Source organism: Brevundimonas sp. 'scallop', assembly GCF_011045535.1.
In the GTDB taxonomy this organism is placed as follows: domain Bacteria; phylum Pseudomonadota; class Alphaproteobacteria; order Caulobacterales; family Caulobacteraceae; genus Brevundimonas; species Brevundimonas vesicularis.
This window is the reverse complement of sequence record NZ_CP039382.1, coordinates 1,880,633-1,896,094: the sequence shown is the minus strand read 5'-3', so window position 1 is coordinate 1,896,094 and position 15,462 is coordinate 1,880,633. Positions and strand designations below refer to the sequence as shown.

At 67.3% G+C, this 15,462-nt stretch carries 13 protein-coding genes; 8 read left to right on the top strand and 5 right to left on the bottom strand.

What is annotated here, in order from left to right; all coding sequences use genetic code 11:
- Positions 1-40: 40 nt before the first annotated feature.
- On the bottom strand, positions 41-1,615 hold the full coding sequence (locus E4341_RS09405) for an amino acid permease (RefSeq protein WP_165116834.1): 1,575 nt from the start codon (positions 1,613-1,615) through the stop codon (positions 41-43).
- 145 nt (positions 1,616-1,760) lie between these two features.
- On the opposite strand from E4341_RS09405, the gene hrpB reads away from it, so the two are divergent.
- On the top strand, positions 1,761-4,187 hold the full coding sequence (gene hrpB / locus E4341_RS09400; RefSeq protein ID WP_165116832.1) for an ATP-dependent helicase HrpB: 2,427 nt from the start codon (positions 1,761-1,763) through the stop codon (positions 4,185-4,187).
- A gap of 56 nt (positions 4,188-4,243) precedes the next feature.
- Positions 4,244-5,521 carry an MFS transporter gene (locus E4341_RS09395; RefSeq protein ID WP_165116830.1) on the top strand — a complete coding sequence of 426 codons (1,278 nt, stop codon included), beginning with the start codon at positions 4,244-4,246 and terminating at the stop codon, positions 5,519-5,521.
- Here E4341_RS09395 and E4341_RS09390 read toward each other — a convergent pair.
- The 3 genes from E4341_RS09390 to E4341_RS09380 are packed head-to-tail and all read right to left on the bottom strand — an operon-like array spanning position 5,518 to position 8,558.
- A complete protein-coding gene (locus E4341_RS09390) occupies positions 5,518-6,315 on the bottom strand; it encodes an RNA methyltransferase (protein WP_165116828.1) in 798 nt (265 codons plus the stop codon). The genes E4341_RS09395 and E4341_RS09390 overlap by 4 nt on opposite strands.
- Positions 6,312-7,223, bottom strand: coding sequence for a class I SAM-dependent methyltransferase (locus E4341_RS09385; RefSeq protein WP_165116826.1), 912 nt, complete (start codon positions 7,221-7,223; stop codon positions 6,312-6,314). Before E4341_RS09385 ends, E4341_RS09390 begins: the two co-directional genes overlap by 4 nt.
- A gap of 18 nt (positions 7,224-7,241) precedes the next feature.
- A complete protein-coding gene (locus E4341_RS09380; RefSeq protein ID WP_165116824.1) occupies positions 7,242-8,558 on the bottom strand; it encodes a glycosyltransferase family 2 protein in 1,317 nt (438 codons plus the stop codon).
- A 204-nt stretch (positions 8,559-8,762) separates the two neighbouring features.
- On the opposite strand from E4341_RS09380, the gene E4341_RS09375 reads away from it, so the two are divergent.
- From E4341_RS09375 to E4341_RS09360, 4 genes are read left to right on the top strand one after another with little or no spacing between them, the layout of a single operon-like run.
- The gene (locus tag E4341_RS09375; RefSeq protein ID WP_165116822.1) at positions 8,763-9,392 is read left to right on the top strand and encodes a TetR/AcrR family transcriptional regulator; all 630 of its coding nucleotides are present in this window, start codon (positions 8,763-8,765) and stop codon (positions 9,390-9,392) included.
- Positions 9,389-10,186, top strand: coding sequence for an ABC transporter substrate-binding protein (locus tag E4341_RS09370; RefSeq protein ID WP_165116820.1), 798 nt, complete (start codon positions 9,389-9,391; stop codon positions 10,184-10,186). Before E4341_RS09375 ends, E4341_RS09370 begins: the two co-directional genes overlap by 4 nt.
- Entirely contained in the window at positions 10,183-11,172 is a 990-nt protein-coding gene (locus tag E4341_RS09365; protein ID WP_165116818.1) for an iron ABC transporter permease, read from the top strand. Before E4341_RS09370 ends, E4341_RS09365 begins: the two co-directional genes overlap by 4 nt.
- Positions 11,169-11,924 (top strand): ABC transporter ATP-binding protein, encoded by a 756-nt coding sequence (locus tag E4341_RS09360; RefSeq protein WP_165116816.1) that lies wholly within the window; start codon positions 11,169-11,171, stop codon positions 11,922-11,924. Before E4341_RS09365 ends, E4341_RS09360 begins: the two co-directional genes overlap by 4 nt.
- Here E4341_RS09360 and E4341_RS09355 read toward each other — a convergent pair.
- Complete coding sequence (locus tag E4341_RS09355; RefSeq protein WP_205751268.1) at positions 11,918-13,978, bottom strand: lytic transglycosylase domain-containing protein; 2,061 nt, start codon at positions 13,976-13,978, stop codon at positions 11,918-11,920. The two genes, E4341_RS09360 and E4341_RS09355, sit on opposite strands and share 7 nt — an antisense overlap.
- A 125-nt stretch (positions 13,979-14,103) precedes the next feature.
- Here E4341_RS09355 and dapA point away from each other — a divergent pair, with 125 nt between their 5' ends.
- Complete coding sequence (dapA, locus tag E4341_RS09350) at positions 14,104-14,988, top strand: 4-hydroxy-tetrahydrodipicolinate synthase (protein WP_165116812.1); 885 nt, start codon at positions 14,104-14,106, stop codon at positions 14,986-14,988.
- On the top strand, positions 14,988-15,461 hold the full coding sequence (smpB, locus tag E4341_RS09345; RefSeq protein ID WP_055809902.1) for an SsrA-binding protein SmpB: 474 nt from the start codon (positions 14,988-14,990) through the stop codon (positions 15,459-15,461). The genes dapA and smpB overlap by 1 nt, the downstream gene beginning before the upstream one ends.
- Position 15,462 lies beyond the last annotated feature (1 nt).

The window sequence follows — 15,462 nt, the reverse complement described above, 5'->3', positions numbered from 1 at the left end:
ATGGGCCTGCCGCAATCGGTGCGACAGGCCCGGTTTGGTCTTAGCTGATTGGCGGCACGGGCGGCGGCGGAACGTCGCGGTCCGTTTCGTGAACCTCGACCAGACCGCGACCCAGGTGGCTCTTGCGGTAGCCATACAGGAAGTAGATCACCAGGCCGATGCCGCCCCAGATCGGCAGCACCATCTTGGCGTCGTGCGGCAGGTTCCAGAACAGGAAGGCGCAGCCGAACGCCGACAGGGGCGCAAACACCCAGATCAGCGGCGTACGGAACGGACGCTTGCGGTTCGGATCCTTGACCCGCAGCACCAGCACCGCGATCGACACCATGAAGAAGGCGAACAGGGTGCCCGAGTTCGAGATGTCGGCCAGCTGACCGACCGGGAACAGGGCGCCGGCGATGGCGACCGCGATGCCGGTGGCGGCGGTCACGATATAGGGCGTCTTCCACTTGGGGTGGATCTTGGTCAAGCCTTCCGGCAGCAGGCCGTCGCGCGCCATCACGAAGAAGATGCGGGTCTGACCGAAGATCATCATCAGGATGACCGACGGCAGGGCCAGCAGAGCGGCGGTGCCCAGGGCGTTGCCGATCTGGGGGTGACCGACGACGCGCAGAACGTGGGCCAGGGCCTCATTGGAGCAGACGAGCATTTCGGCGTTGGCAGGCAGGGCGCAGGCGGCGACGAAGGCGGGCGAGCCCGGCTGGACCGCTTCACCGGCGGCGCCCAGAACCGGCTGCGCGCCGATGGCGCCGGCGGCGCCGAGCGCGACCAGCAGATAGAAGACCGTACAGATGGCCAAAGAGCCGATCAGGCCGATGGGCACGTTGCGCTGCGGGTTCTTGGTTTCTTCGGCCGCCGTCGAAACGGCGTCGAAGCCGACATAGGCGAAGAAGATCGAGGCCGCGGCGCCGACGATGCCCATCCCCGAATATTGGCCGAACAGGCCATTGGGAGCGAACGGCGACAGGTTGGCCGATTTGACGACGGGCAGGGTGATGACGATGAAGACCGTCAGGGCGACGACCTTGATCGCGACCAGGATTGCATTGACCCGGGCCGATTCCGTGGTGCCGACCATCAGCAGGGCCGTCACCAGCAGGGCCACGACGATGGCGGGGATGTTGACGATCCCGGCCGAGAAGTCGGGCGTGGGGATGAAGCCGTTCATCGACCAGGTCGGCCCGGCGGATAGGAGGTCGGGGAAATCGAATCCGAGCCCCTGTTCTATCAGCCCCAGCACATAACCCGACCAACCGACCGACACGGCCGAGGCCGCCACGGCGTATTCCAGGATCAGCGCCCAACCGACCGTCCAGGCCAGCAGTTCGCCCATCACGGCGTAGGTGTAGGTGTAGGCTGAGCCCGAAACCGGGGCCATCGACGCCAGTTCGGAGTAGCAGAGCGCTGCGACCGCGCAGACGGCGCCGGCGATGACGAAGCTGATCATCATGCCCGGTCCGGCCTTTTGGGCGGCCGAAGCGGTCAGGACGAAAATTCCGGTGCCGATAATGGCCCCGATCCCCAGAAGCGTTAGTTGAATAGGACCAAGCGACCGGTGAAGCGACTTCTTCTCGGCCGTGGCAAGGATCGCGTCGAGCGACTTAACGCGCCACATAAAATACCCCCACGTTTTGATGCAGCCCCTCGGCTGCTTGGGCCGGACGCTAGCGACGGATGAGGCGGCGCGCAACGCGCATGACGGGGTGGTTAAGGCGCGACGACGCTTTCGTGATCACACGTCGGCAGGCTAGAGGCGACGCATGCTGCCTATCCACGCCGTTCTGGAACCGCTGAAAGTCGCCCTGAGCGCGGGCAATACGGCCGTGCTGGCGGCGCCGCCGGGGGCGGGCAAGACGACGGTCGTGCCACTGGCCCTGGTGGATCAGCCCTGGCTGGACGGCAAGGTGCTGGTGCTGGAACCGCGACGCCTGGCCGCACGGGCGGCGGCAGACCGGATGGCGACGACTCTGGGCGAGCAGCCGGGCGGGACGGTAGGCTATCGCACCCGACCGCAGAGCAGGATCGGCCCGAACACACGCATCGAGGTGATCACCGAGGGCGTCTTCACGCGAATGATTCTGGACGATCCGGGGCTGGACGGCGTGGGCGCAGTCTTGTTCGACGAGTTCCATGAACGCAGCCTGGACGCCGACCTCGGGCTGGCGTTGGCGAGAGACACGCAAAAGCTGCTGCGTGAGGACCTGCGGCTGCTGGTCATGTCCGCGACGCTGGATGTGGTCGGGGTCTCGCGCCTGCTCGACGGCGCGCCGGTGATCGAGGCCGAGGGACGGGCCTGGCCGGTCGGGACCCGGTATCTGGGCCGCAATCCGTCCGAACGGTTCGAAGAGGCGGTGGCGCGCGCCTGCCTGACAGCGCTGGGCGAGGAGACGGGGTCGGTGCTGGTCTTCCTGCCAGGGCAGGGTGAAATCCATCGGGTCGCTCGGCTGGTGAACGAGCGGCTCCGGATGCCGAACATCGATGTCGTGCCCCTGTACGGCGGACTGGACCGGGCCGAACAGGACCGGGCTATCGAACCGGCGGCTGTGGGGCGGCGCAAGCTGGTGCTGGCGACCTCGGTCGCGGAAACCAGTCTGACCATCGAAGGCGTGCGGGTCGTGATAGACGGCGGCCTGTCGCGCGTGCCGCGGTTCGAACCCTCCAGCGGCCTGACCCGGCTGGCGACGGTCAAGGTCAGCCGATCCTCCGCGGAACAGAGGCGCGGCCGGGCCGGGCGCACCGAGCCGGGCGTTTGCTACCGCCTGTGGGATGAGGAACAGACGCGCGGGTTGGTCCCGCATCAACGGCCGGAAATCCAGGAGGCGGACCTGACCGGGCTGGCCCTGGACCTGGCCCGGTGGGGCGCACGCTCGGCGGAGGGGCTGGCCCTGCTCGACCCGCCGCCGGCTGGAGCCTTGGCCGAGGCGCGCAAGGTGCTGACACGGTTGGGGGCGCTGGATGCCGATGGCGGACTGTCGAAACACGGGCTTAGGCTGACCAAGATTCCGCTGTCGCCGCGGCTGGGCCATATGGTGGCCGTGGCGTCCGACGCCGGCGACGCGATGATGGGCGCACGGATCGCGGCGGTGTTGAGCGAGCCGGGTCTGGGCGGATCGAGCGTCGATCTGGCGGATCGCCTGATCGGGCTGGAGCGCGATCGGACGCAGAAAGCGCGCGATTCGATCAAGCTGGCGGAGCGCTGGGCACGCGCGGCGGGCGGCAGATCGGGACGGACGATCGATCCTGGACTGCTGCTGGCCGAGGCCTTTCCCGAGCGGATCGCAAGGGCGCGGGGCAAGACGGGTGAATACCTTCTCGCCAGCGGGCGAGGGGCCGTGCTGGAGGCGACCGACCATTTGGCGCGTGAGCCTTGGTTGGCGATCGCCGATCTTGGCGGCGGCGATACGCGCGACCGGGTGCGACTGGCGGCGGCGCTGGCGGCGGACCGGATCGACAGCGATTTGGCGGGCCTGATCTCGACGGAGGACCGGCTGGCGCGCGAACCGTCGGGGCGGTCGGTGATCCGGCGCTCGCGGCGCATCGGGGCCATCGTGCTGGACGAAAAGATTGTCGGCGCGCCGGATGCGAAGACCCTGACTGCCGCCCTTCGGGCCGAGATCGAGGCGGATGGGCTGGGCGCGCTGAAATGGGGCGAGCAGGCGTCGGGTTTACGCGCACGGCTGGCCTTCCTGCACGCGCGCGACCCGGCTTGGCCTGATGTGTCGGATAACGCCCTGCTGGCGGCGCGTCAGGACTGGCTGTGGCCTCTCCTGGAGGGGGCAAAATCGCTTGATTGGATAGCTGACGGTCGTCTGGCCGAGGCCCTGCGCGGACTGATCCCTTGGGACCTACAGCGGCGGCTGGACGAGCTGGCGCCCCCGCGTCTGGTCACGCCGCTAGGCTCGGCGGCCATCGACTACGCCGCCGAGGGCGGGCCGCGCGTGGATATTCGCGTGCAGGAGCTGTTCGGCGTGACGACGCATCCGACTGTCGGCGGCGTGCCGTTGACCCTGGCGCTGTTGTCGCCGGCGCGACGGCCGGTGCAAGTCACCAAGGACCTGCCGCGCTTCTGGTCGGGGTCGTGGGCGGCGGTGCGTGCGGAGATGCGCGGCCGCTATCCCCGTCATCCGTGGCCAGAAAACCCTGCCGAGGCGCAAGCGACGAACCGAGTCAAACCGCGCGGCGCCTGATCGCCTTGACGCGGCGGGCGGGAAACGGGCATCGCTGGGACAACCGGGAGAAGAAGATGTCCGACGTCCTGCCGAAGAACTCCACCGGCCGCGTGCTGTTCGCCAGCCTTATCGGCACGACGATCGAGTTTTTCGACTTCTACATCTACGCCACGGCGGCCGTCCTGGTGTTTCCGACGCTGTTCTTTCCGGGCGAGGATCCGGGGACGGCGCTGCTGTCCTCGTTCGCGACCTTTTCCATCGCCTTCTTCGCGCGGCCCATCGGCGCCCTGGCGTTCGGGCATTTCGGGGACCGGGTGGGGCGCAAGGCGACGCTGGTCGCGGCGCTGATGACGATGGGCCTGTCGACGGTGGCCATCGGCCTGTTGCCGACGCACCAGCAGGTCGGCCTGCTGGCGCCTTTGCTGCTGGCCCTGTGCCGGTTCGGTCAGGGGCTGGGCCTGGGCGGCGAGTGGGGCGGGGCGGTGTTGCTGGCGACAGAGAACGCGCCGCCCGGAAAGAAGGCCTGGTTCGGCATGTTCCCCCAACTGGGCGCGCCCATCGGCTTCATCCTGTCCACCACATCCTTCATCGTTCTGACGTCGACGATGAGCGAGACCGCGTTCGAGGGCTGGGGTTGGCGCATTCCGTTCCTGGCGAGCGCCGTGCTGGTGTTCGTCGGCCTGTGGGTGCGGCTGAAGATCACCGAGACGCCTGAGTTTCAGAAGGCGGTGGACCGCGACGAGCGCGTCAAGGCGCCGGCCGTGACCCTGTTCGCCCATCACAAGGCGGCGCTGGTTCTCGGCACCTTCAGCGGCGTGACAACCTTCACCCTGTTCTATCTGATGACAGTCTTCGCCCTGGGCTGGGCGACGACAGGAATGGGGATGGCGCGGGCCGACGTGCTGCCCATACAGTTGATCGGCGTGCTGTTCTTCGCCGCCTTCATCCCGGTGACGGCGCTGCTGGCGGATCGATACGGGCAGGTCAGGGTGCTGATCGCCTCGTCGGTCGGGATCGGCCTGTTCGGCTTTCTGTTCGCCCCGCTGTTCGGGGGCGGTCTCAGCGGCCTTCTGATCTTCTTTGCGCTGGGGTTCGCCCTGATGGGCTGCACCTATGGCCCCATCGGTGCCGCCATGGCGCGGCCGTTCCCGACTGCGGTGCGCTACACCGGCGCGTCGATGGCCTTTAATCTGGCGGGCATCCTGGGCGCATCGCTTGCGCCTTACATTGCGCTGAAGCTGGCCGAGCGATTCGGGCCGGGAGCCGTCGGCGGCTATCTGGCGATTTCTGCCCTGGTCACCATCGCGGCCCTGTGGGGCATGGGCCGCGTGGCGCCGGAGGAGAAGCACTAGGCTTCATCCGTCGCGGCATAGACCATGATGCCGGTGGCGATGGCCAGATTCAGGCTGTCGGCGCGGCCACGCATCGGAATCTTGACGTTGACGTCGCAGGCGGCGGCCAGGTCGTCGGTCAGGCCGGCCTGTTCATTGCCCATCAGGATCAGCGACGGCTGTTGCATGACGGCCGAGCGGTGACTGACCTTGGCGTCCAGTCGGGTGCCGACGACGCTGCCGGGCCAGGTCTTGCGCCAGGTCAGGAAGGCTTCGGGCGTCGTCTTGGTGATCGAAACGGCGAAGACCGAGCCCATGGTCGCGCGCACGGCCTCAACCGAATAGGGATCGACGCAATCGCCGATCAGAATGACTCCGCCGCAACCGGCCGCGTCCGCCGTGCGGATGATGGTGCCCAGATTGCCCGGATCGCGCACCTGCTCCAACGCGACCCAGCAGGGCGCCGAGGCGGGGTTTAGGTTGTCGAGAGCCGCATACGCCTGTTCGAACACGCCGAGCACGGTCTGCGGATTGTCGCGGCGGCTGATCTTTTCGAGGATGGCGTGGGTGACGACGACGATGTCGCCGCCGGCCTTGAGCGTTGCAGCTTTGGCGCGATCAAGCAGCGGATGAGGACGGGCGTCCTCGCCCACCAGCAGCATCCGGGGCGCGCGCCCCTGATCCAGCGCTTCGCCGATGAATTTCAGACCTTCGGCCAGGAAGGTGCCGGTCAGGTCTCGTTCCTTGCGCATATGCAGGGCGCGGACGCCCTTGACCGTATCATTGGTCAGGGAAGTGATGACGCGTTCCGTCATTGGCTCCACCGCGCGAAGAAGGACAGGCCGATGGCGCGGGCGTCCGGGCCGTCTTCGGACAGGGCCAGTTCGCCCCAGTCGATCCGGCCGCCGCGATCCTGGGTCGCCTCGACCATCAGATGCGCCAGGGACAGGCCGGAAACGCGGGCCGCATAGGCGTTCAGCAGCAGGAAGTCGGCATTGTCCGCCAGCAGGGCGGCGCAGTCCTTGAGCAGACCAGGCATGTCCTCGAACAGGCGCCAGACTTCACCCGTAGGGCCGCGCCCGTATTTCGGCGGGTCCAGGATTATGCCGTCATACTTCGAGCCGCGACGAACTTCGCGCGCGACATATTTGCGGGCGTCCTCGACAATCCACCGAATTGGATGCTGGGCCAGTCCCGACTGTTCGGCGTTCTCGCGGGCGTAGGCGACAGACTTCTTGGAGGCGTCGACGTGAGTGACCTCTGCGCCCGCGGCGGCAGCAGCCAGGCTGGCGACGCCGGTATAGCCGAACAGGTTCAGGATCTTTGGAGCACGGCCGGCCGAACGTGTGAAGTCCCGCACCCGCCCGTCCAGCCATTCCCAGTTGGCCGCCTGTTCAGGGAAGAAGGCGAGGTGGCGGAATGGGGTGAAGCGGCCGGTGAACTTCACATCGCGCCATCTCAAAGGGAAGGCGTCGATGGGGCCGTGCTTGTCGAACCGCCAGCGACCGCTGTCTTCCTCTTCCTGCTGCGGATCGAACGTCGCTGTCGCGTTTTCGAAGGCTTTCGGATCGCGGGGTGACCAGAAACACTGCGGCTCGGGCCGAACGACGGTGTAGCGGCCGTACCGCTCCAGCTTCTTGCCGTCGCCGCTGTCCAGCAGGGCATAGTCGGACCAGCCGGAGGTCACGAGGGTTTCGGGAGTTTTGGAAAGGACGGGCGCCATCGTCGGGCTGATAGGCGCTCAGGCCGCCTCGCGTCCAGCGTCCAGCGCCACGACAGTCAATTCCGGCATCTGATCGTCGCGATCGTGCGGGGTCTTGTCCCAGACGTGCGGTTCGACCGCCAGCCGCCAGGCCGCATGGACGAAGGCGAGGCTGAGCAACGCCCAATAGGCTGGCGCAATTAGCACATCGCCCAGTCTATAATCGAGCCCGGCGCGTCGTGCTCCAACCGCACAGCTCATCCAGGCAGCGATGACGCCTAGCGCCAGCACCCCCAGCGAGCCACTAGGCAGGGGCGGCAGGGTGCCGGACAGGACCCAGACGGCGATGGCTAAAACCAGCCAGGCCAGCGTCGGGGCATGGGCGGCCGCCGACAGGATCGCCGCGCCCAAGGTCATGACCAGCGACAAGCTTCCGCGACGGCCCAGGGCGTTGGGACGCCGGGTATGCACACCCCAGGTCTGCATATAACCCTTCAGCCATCGGGTGCGCTGAGGCAGCCATCGGTCCATCGCGCCCGGCGGTGTCTCCCAAGTCGGACTGTCGATGACGCCGAGCTTCCAGCCGAGCGACCACAGGCGAAAGCCCAGGTCAGCGTCCTCGGTGACATTGTGCGCATCCCAGCCGCCTGCGACACGCAGCGCCGTCATGCGGATATGATTGCTGGTGCCGCCCAGCGGGAAAGGCAAGCCCAGCCGCGCCATGCCCGGCAAGGTCACTTCAAACAGGGCCGCATATTCAAAAGCGAACTGCCGATCTAAAAACCACGAGTCAGTCTTGCCGGATGCTCGGATACGCAGCGGCGCTTGAAGACAACCCAGCCGGGGCCGGGCGACGAAGCGCGCCGCCGCTTGGCGGAGCTGTTGCGGATGCGGTCGGTCCTCTGCGTCATAGATGGTGACCAGATCGCCCCGCGCGTGACGCAAGGCGTAGTTCAAAGCGCGCGGCTTGGTTTGAGGACTGCCCGGAGGGGCGATCAGGATTTTCAGCCACGGCGGTTTGGGCGTCGCCTGGGCTGCAGCCAAGGTGGCCTCATCATGCGCCTCCAGCACGATAAACGCCTCCAGCCTGTGCGCGGGATAGTCGATCCGGCTGAGGTTGGCGATCAGTTGCGGCGTCACCGCTGCCTCATCGTAAAGCGCCGCCAGAATAGTGTAGCGCGGCCATTCGATCGGGCGAGGGACGGGCGCAGGGCGTCCCAGGCTGGCGATGCCGATGACGGCCTTCCACAACGCGCACACCACGAAGGCGGCCTGAAACAGCACCAAGCCGACGTCGATCGCGGCGGCGGACCAGCGGATCAGCGCCACGACGGATGTCAGGGTGAGCAAGATCAAGGTCGTGACCTGGAAACCGCTCGGCGTGCGTCGCGAGGCGCCGTTCCGACGGGGCCTAATTCCCGGATGCGCCCAATCCTTCACCGCATCCGCCCCCGAAGTACCACAACCCTTAATCGCTATTTGAAACAACCGCGTTCTGCAAGTCGGTTGGCGTCCGGGACGGATTGTCGCTATTCAGGGCGCCTCACCCGGAGCAGCGGCTTGTCTGAACTTTCGAACGCCTCGCGCACGACCCGAAAGCCCAAGGGCGAAGGCCATTCGCGTAGGGGCGAAATCCTGGCCGCGGCCGAGCGCATCTTCGTCGAGCACGGCTATGAAGGCGCGACGATTCGCAAGATCGCGGACGAGGTCGGGCTATCGTCGACGGCGCTCTACATGCATTTCCCAGACAAGGGCGCGATCCTGCAGGAAATCTGCCGTGACGCCTTCGCCCGATTGATCGCATCAAACGCCGCTGTCGCCGATGAGGCCGCGCCGCCCGAGCAGCGGCTGCGGCGGATGATCGAGGGCTATATCGACTTCGGTTTCGCCCATCCCAACGCCTATCGCCTGATCTATCTGACGCGACCGGTGGAGGCGCGAGACGGCGCTCAGGACGCGGCGCGCGAACTGGGCTCCAGCCTGTTCACGACATTGGAGGCGACCGTCGGCGACGCCGTGACGGCTGGACGCATGAAAGGCGATCCCGCCACGATCGCCCAGGCGATCTGGGCTGCGGCGCACGGCATCGTGTCTCTCATGATCACCAAGCCCTATTTCCCGTGGTCCGATCGGCAGGCGCTGGTTCGCACGACCTTGGACGCCCTGTTCGCCGGTCTGATCGAAGGATGAAGCATATCTGCGTCGCCTTGGCGGCTCTGGCGTTCAGCAGCACGGCTCAGGCCAGGCCCTTGCGGATCATGGCGCTGGACCAGTGCGCCGACCAATATGTGCTGGCTCTAGCGCCGGATGCAGACATCGCGCTGTCGCCGCGCGCCGACGATCCTGACGCCTGGCTGCGTCGGCAGGCGGTCGGTCACAAGCGTTTGCGGCCGACACTTGAGGCCGCCGTGGGTTTTCAGCCTGACGTCGTGGTGCGCTACTGGGGCGGCGAGCCGCGCCTACTGTCCGCGCTGACGCAGCGCGGCGTCAAGGTGGTCACAATCGATGATGCGATTGATCTGGAGGGCGTGCGACGAAATATCCGGACTGTGGCGCGGGATCTGGGACAGGCTGAGCGCGGACAGGCGTTAGAGCGACAGATGGACGGGAAGTTGGCCAAAGCGGCGCCGGTGAAACCCGTGGCTGAGGCGCCCGGCGCCGTCTATCTGACATCGGGGGGCTTCACCGCCGGACCAGGCACGCTGATGGATGTGATGATGCGGGCGGCCGGATTTCGCAATCTGATTGTCGCTCCCGGTTTTGGTGCCCTCAGCGTCGAGCGGATCACGATGAATCCGCCGATGCGATTTGTGCTCGGCTTCTTCGATCAGTTGCGCGCCGACCTGCGCGGACCGGGGCGGCATCCGGTTGTCGCGCGAGCGGCCGAGGGCCGAACGGCGGCGCGCCTGCCTGCCGCGACCTTGACCTGCCCCGCGTGGTTCGCCGCCGACGCGGTCGAGATGATGGCCAAGGGGCGGCCGTGAACAGAACGGTTCGGCTGTGCCTGGTTCTGATCGGCTTGATCGTCGCGGCGCTGGCCCTGGCGGTGCTGGCCGGCGAGACGGCGTTCAGCGTCGATCAGTATGCGGCGGCCTTCAGCGATCCGACATCCGGTCCGGCCGAGGTGCTGTGGCAGGTGCGAGCGCCGCGCGCGGTCTGCGCCCTAGTCGTCGGCGCGGCCCTGGGATTGGCAGGGGCGGTTATGCAGGGGCTGTTGCGTAATCCGCTAGCTGATCCCGGCGTGCTGGGCGTGTCGGCGACGGCGGCCCTGGGTGCGGCGCTGGCCATCGTGCTTGGTGCTGCGGCCGTGCCGGGACTGGTCGAGGTGTCGGCCTTGGCCGGTGCGGCGCTGGCGGGCGGACTGTTGATCGTGGCGTCCAGGGCCATGCGGGCGCCCGAGGCCCTGATCCTGTTCGGGGTGGCTCTGTCCAGTTTCGCAGGCGCGGCGACGGCCTTGATTTTCAATCTGTCGCCGTCGCCGATCGCCTCAGCCGAGGTCATGTCTTGGCTTCTGGGATCGGTGCAGAACCGAAGCTGGGTCGATGTGGCCTGGGTGACGCCGGCCGTCATCGTCGCGGGCGTCTTCGCCGCCCTGTCGAGCGCCGGTCTGCGGATGCTGACCCTGGGCGACGAGGGGGCGGCGGCGTCCGGACTGGATATGGGATTGTTGAGGGTCTTCGCCCTGATCGCGGCGGCCTTGGCCACCGGGGCTGCCGTGGCGGTGGCGGGCGTCATCGGGTTCGTGGGCCTGGCGGCGCCGCATCTGGTGCGCGCGGCGGTGCGGGGTGATGCGAAGCGAATCCTGGCGCCCTCGGCGCTGGCGGGCGGGCTGATGCTGATCGTGGCGGACCTGTTGGCGCGACTGACGCCGGCGGATCAGGAGCTGAAGCTGGGCGTATTCACCGCCCTGATCGGCGCACCTCTGTTCGCCCTGATTGCTTGGCGCGCGGCGCGGGAGTGGCGGCTGTGAGCCTGTTGTCGCTAGCAAAGGTTCAGGCGCGGTTGGGCAAGGCCGTCGTGCTGGATGGGGTGAGCCTGTCGGTCGCGGCGGGCGAGGTCGTGGCCCTGTGCGGACCAAACGGAGCGGGCAAGAGCAGCGCCATCCGCGCCGCTGCGGGCCTCTTGGCCACGACCGGCGGACAAATCAGGCTGGGCGGCGCGGACATCGTCGATCTGTCCCATCGCCAGCGGGCGGAACGCGTCGCCTATTTGCCGCAGGAACGGCGCATCGCCTGGAATCTGCCGGCGGCAGAGGTGGCGGCGCTCGGCGCCCCGTTTCTGTCAGGCGCGGATGCGCTGGCGCGAGCGCGCGCCGTTCTGGAAGAAGTCGGCGCTGGTCATCTGGCGGACCGCGGCGTTGCAGAGATGTCAGGCGGCGAGCGTGCGCGGGTTCTGCTGGCGCGCGCCCTTGTCGTCGATGCGCCGCTGCTGCTGGCCGACGAGCCGATCGCGGGGCTGGACCCGGATGCGCAGCGTCTGGTGCTGGAGCGCCTGAGGGCGCGCGCTGACGGCGGAGCAGGCGTGCTGGTCAGTCTTCACGACCTGACCCTGGCTGCAGCCGTGGCGGATCGCATCGTCGTGCTGGATCGGGGGCGAGTCGTCGCCGACGCCCCACCGATCCAGGCCCTGTCGCCCGCCGTCCTGCGCGAGGTGTTTGGGCTGGACGGCGAGTGGATCGAGGGGCCGAACGGGCTGCTGCTGGCGGCCCGCCGGGCTCAGTAGGCGATATAGGGCCGCGCGCCGCCCGCCGATCCGCGCGAGATGTCGGCCGATGGCGTCAGCGGCGCCGTGCCGCCGTTCAGGCGCGCCTTGTAGACCGCCATGTTCTCCATCACCCGCATCATGTAGTTGCGCGTCTCTGTGAAGGGCGCGCACTCGATGAAGTCGATGGTCTTGATCGCATCGCCGCGCGGATCGCCGCAACGGGAGATCCACTGGCTGGGACGTGCCGGTCCGGCGTTGTAGCCGACCGTCGCCAGCAGCATGGAGCCGTTGTTCGCGGCCATCAGCTCGCCCAGGTGATAGCTGCCCAGGGTCATGTTGTAGTCGGGATCCCACAACTGCTCGGCGGAATAGCTCATGCCCAGACGGCGGGCGACGCCCGAGGCGGTGGACGGCAGGAACTGCATCATGCCGCGCGCGTCGGCGCCGGAGCGGGCGCGGGGGTCGAAGCTGGATTCCTGACGCGTGATCGCTTGGGTGAACTCCAGCGGTGCGGCGCCGGCGACCTGGGGCGGGACGCGGACGGGATACATCCGCTCGGGCATGACGAAGCCCCGCTGGCTGGCGGCGCGCCCCACCATCATGGCGGTGAAACCCTCGCCATAGCCGCGCGACAGGTCCATCAGCAGGGCCAGGTCGTTGATGGTCGGCAGGTCGTTGTCGAGCTGATAGGCGAAGACGCGCAGCAGGCTCATCTCGCCCGTCTCGCCCAGGATTCGTGTGGCGCGGACGATCTCATTGCCTTCGAAGCGGGCGATGTCCTCCTGTGACGGCACGGGCTCCCCGGGCAGCTGAAGGGTGGTCATCCCCGCCTTCTCGGCCGCCAACTGACCATAGAAGGTCTGCCAGTGCTGGGCGCCGTTACGATAGTAGGCGAGGGCTGCGTCGCGTTCGCCGCGCGCCTCGGCGGCGCGACCCAGCCAGTAGAAGGCGCGGCCTTGAGTAATCGGCGTGGACGAGGCGGTGCGCAGGGCTTCGAAATGGCGGGCGGCGACTTCGGGTTGGTTCAGCTTGGTCAGGGCGACCCAACCGGCGAAGAAGTCGGCGTCCACCATCCGGTCCCCCGAGGTGAAGCCGTGGCCGTTCATGGCGTCATAGGCCGCGCGCCAGTTGCCCTGTTGCAGGGCGTCGAGGAAGTAGTTGCGGCGCTCGCTCCACAGGGTGTTGTCGCCGGTCGTGTGGCCCGGCGCCGGCGGAAGATTGGCCAGCAGCGCAAAGCCTTCGGATTGGCGATTTTGCGATCGCAGCAGGCGAACGCGCTCCAGCACGACCGCCGGATCGGCGGCCTGGGCCGGCGTCAGATTGGCGATGACGGCGTCGGGGCTGTAGGCCGAACGAAGGGTCATCACCGTGTTGGCTATGGCGGCGCGATCGGGCGAGACCAGATTGATCATGCTGCGCGTCGCCGGCCCGTGCGGACCGAGCAGAAGCATATTCAGCCGCGCCTCGTGATCGGCGGGCGTCAGCCAGGAACCCCATTGGCCGAGGATACGCGACTGCGGCGCGTCGTCGAACGAGCGGGTGCGCCACCAGTCGCGGACGAGGGCGCGGGCCTCATCCTGGCGGCCGCGCTGCTGCAGCGCGGAGGCGTAGGCGATGGCCCCCTCGACGGTCGTCGGCTTTCCGTCAGACATTAGGGCCAAGGCGGCGTCCGCGCCCATGCCGGACTGGTCCAGCACCTTTTCGGCGGCGGCGCGTCGCGATTCGCCGCGCGGCCATCCCGCCAGATCGGACTGACCGCGCGCGAGGTCCGAGTAGGACAGCTGCTCGCCCGAGGTGTCGATCAGCGCCCATTCAACCAGTTTGCGAGCCGAGGCGTCCCTGATCTGCGACATGGCGGACTGGGCGCCAAACACATCGCGCGCACGGGCCGCCGCCAGCCCCTGACGAAACAGCGCCGTGTCCTGATCGTTCAGCACGCGGCCCTGATAGGTCGCCGAATAGCCGGGCACGGACGAGGACGCCGAGGCATAGGGCACAGGCTGGGTGGGCAGGACGTCCTGCGGGTTCGGCGCAAGGACGGCGAGGGCCGCCGCCAGACTGGTCGCGATCATGATCTGTCCTGTTCCCATTCAATCCCGGTTGCGGCGGAGCCGCTGGCGACCTAACGTCCCGCGCTCATTGCAAAGGCGATGAACATCCGTCCATCGTCACTCCCCACGCAGGCCAGCTTAGTCTCATGAACGCCCCCTTGTTCAAGGGCGTGATCACCGCCCTGATCACACCACTTCGTGACGGAAACGTGGACGAAGCCGCATTCGCCAAACTGCTCGAGCGTCAGATCGCCGCAGGGGTTCACGGCGTCGTCCCGATGGGCACGACGGGCGAGGGCGCCAGCATGGATCTGGATGAGCACAAGCACGTCATAGAACTGTGCGTGCGTCTGACGGCCGGGCGCATCGCCGTCATCGCCGGTACCGGATCGCCTTATACCAAGGAGGCCATCGACCTGACCCGCCACGCCAAGACGGTGGGCGCGGATGGGGCTTTGATCGTGACGCCCTATTACATTCGCCCGTCCCAGGCGGGCATGGCAGCCCATTTCGAATCGGTGGCCGACGCGGTTCAACTGCCGATCCTGCTTTACAATGTGCCGGGCCGCACGGGGGCCGATTTGTCCAATGAGACAGTGGCGCGGCTGGCGGCCCACCCCAACATCGTCGGCATCAAGGACGCCACGGGCGACATGAGCCGCGTCAGCTGGATGCGCGCAAACATCGATGGCCAGTTCGACTTGATCTCGGGCGACGACCCCAGCTATCTCGGCTACCACGCCCATGGCGGCGTCGGCCTGATCTCGGTGGCGTCCAATGTCGCGCCGGAGGCCATGGTCGCCTTGCACAATGCGATGACCGCCGGAGATTATGCCACAGCACGGGATTGGCAGGACCGACTGATCAGTCTTTGCAAGGCGCTGTTCCTGGACAACTCGCCCGCGCCGACGAAATACGCCCTGGCTAAGCTTGGCTTGTGCAATGAGGAGGCGCGTCTGCCGCTGTCGCCGACCTCCGATGCGGTCAAACCCCTTATCGACCGCGCCATGGCGGCGGCGGGCGTCATCTGATGGCGCCCAAGCCGCAATCGAAATCCAAGGTCATCGCCGAAAATCGCCGCGCGCGGTTCGACTATTTCCTAGAAGACAATATCGAGGCCGGGATCCAGCTGCTGGGCACCGAGATCAAGGCGCTGCGCGACGGCCGGGCCAATATCGCCGAAAGCTATGCGGCGGTGGAGGGGCGCGAGATCGTGCTGATCAACGCCGATATTCCGCCATACAAACAGGCAAACCGCTTCAACCACGAGCCGCGCCGACCGCGTAAGCTGCTGCTGCACAGAAAGCAGATCGACAAGCTGATGGGGGCGGTCCAGCGCGACGGTCAGACCATCATTCCGCTGAAGCTCTACCTGAACGATGCAGGCAAGGCGAAGCTGGAGATCGCGCTGGCCAAGGGCAAGAAGCTGCACGACAAGCGCGAGGCTTCGGCCGAACGCGACTGGCAGCGCGACAAGGCGCGCCTGATGCGTGACAAGGGCTGAG

Excerpts from the sequence above, each read along its gene's own strand:
- E4341_RS09405 (WP_165116834.1), bottom strand. The coding sequence starts at position 1,615 with ATGTGGCGCGTTAAGTCGCTCGACGCGATCCTTGCCACGGCCGAGAAG.
- hrpB (WP_165116832.1), top strand. The coding sequence starts at position 1,761 with ATGCTGCCTATCCACGCCGTTCTGGAACCGCTGAAAGTCGCCCTGAGC.
- E4341_RS09395 (WP_165116830.1), top strand. The coding sequence starts at position 4,244 with ATGTCCGACGTCCTGCCGAAGAACTCCACCGGCCGCGTGCTGTTCGCC.
- E4341_RS09390 (WP_165116828.1), bottom strand. The coding sequence starts at position 6,315 with ATGACGGAACGCGTCATCACTTCCCTGACCAATGATACGGTCAAGGGC.
- E4341_RS09385 (WP_165116826.1), bottom strand. The coding sequence starts at position 7,223 with ATGGCGCCCGTCCTTTCCAAAACTCCCGAAACCCTCGTGACCTCCGGC.
- E4341_RS09370 (WP_165116820.1), top strand. The coding sequence starts at position 9,389 with ATGAAGCATATCTGCGTCGCCTTGGCGGCTCTGGCGTTCAGCAGCACG.
- E4341_RS09355 (WP_205751268.1), bottom strand. The coding sequence starts at position 13,978 with ATGATCGCGACCAGTCTGGCGGCGGCCCTCGCCGTCCTTGCGCCGAAC.
- dapA (WP_165116812.1), top strand. The coding sequence starts at position 14,104 with ATGAACGCCCCCTTGTTCAAGGGCGTGATCACCGCCCTGATCACACCA.
- smpB (WP_055809902.1), top strand. The coding sequence starts at position 14,988 with ATGGCGCCCAAGCCGCAATCGAAATCCAAGGTCATCGCCGAAAATCGC.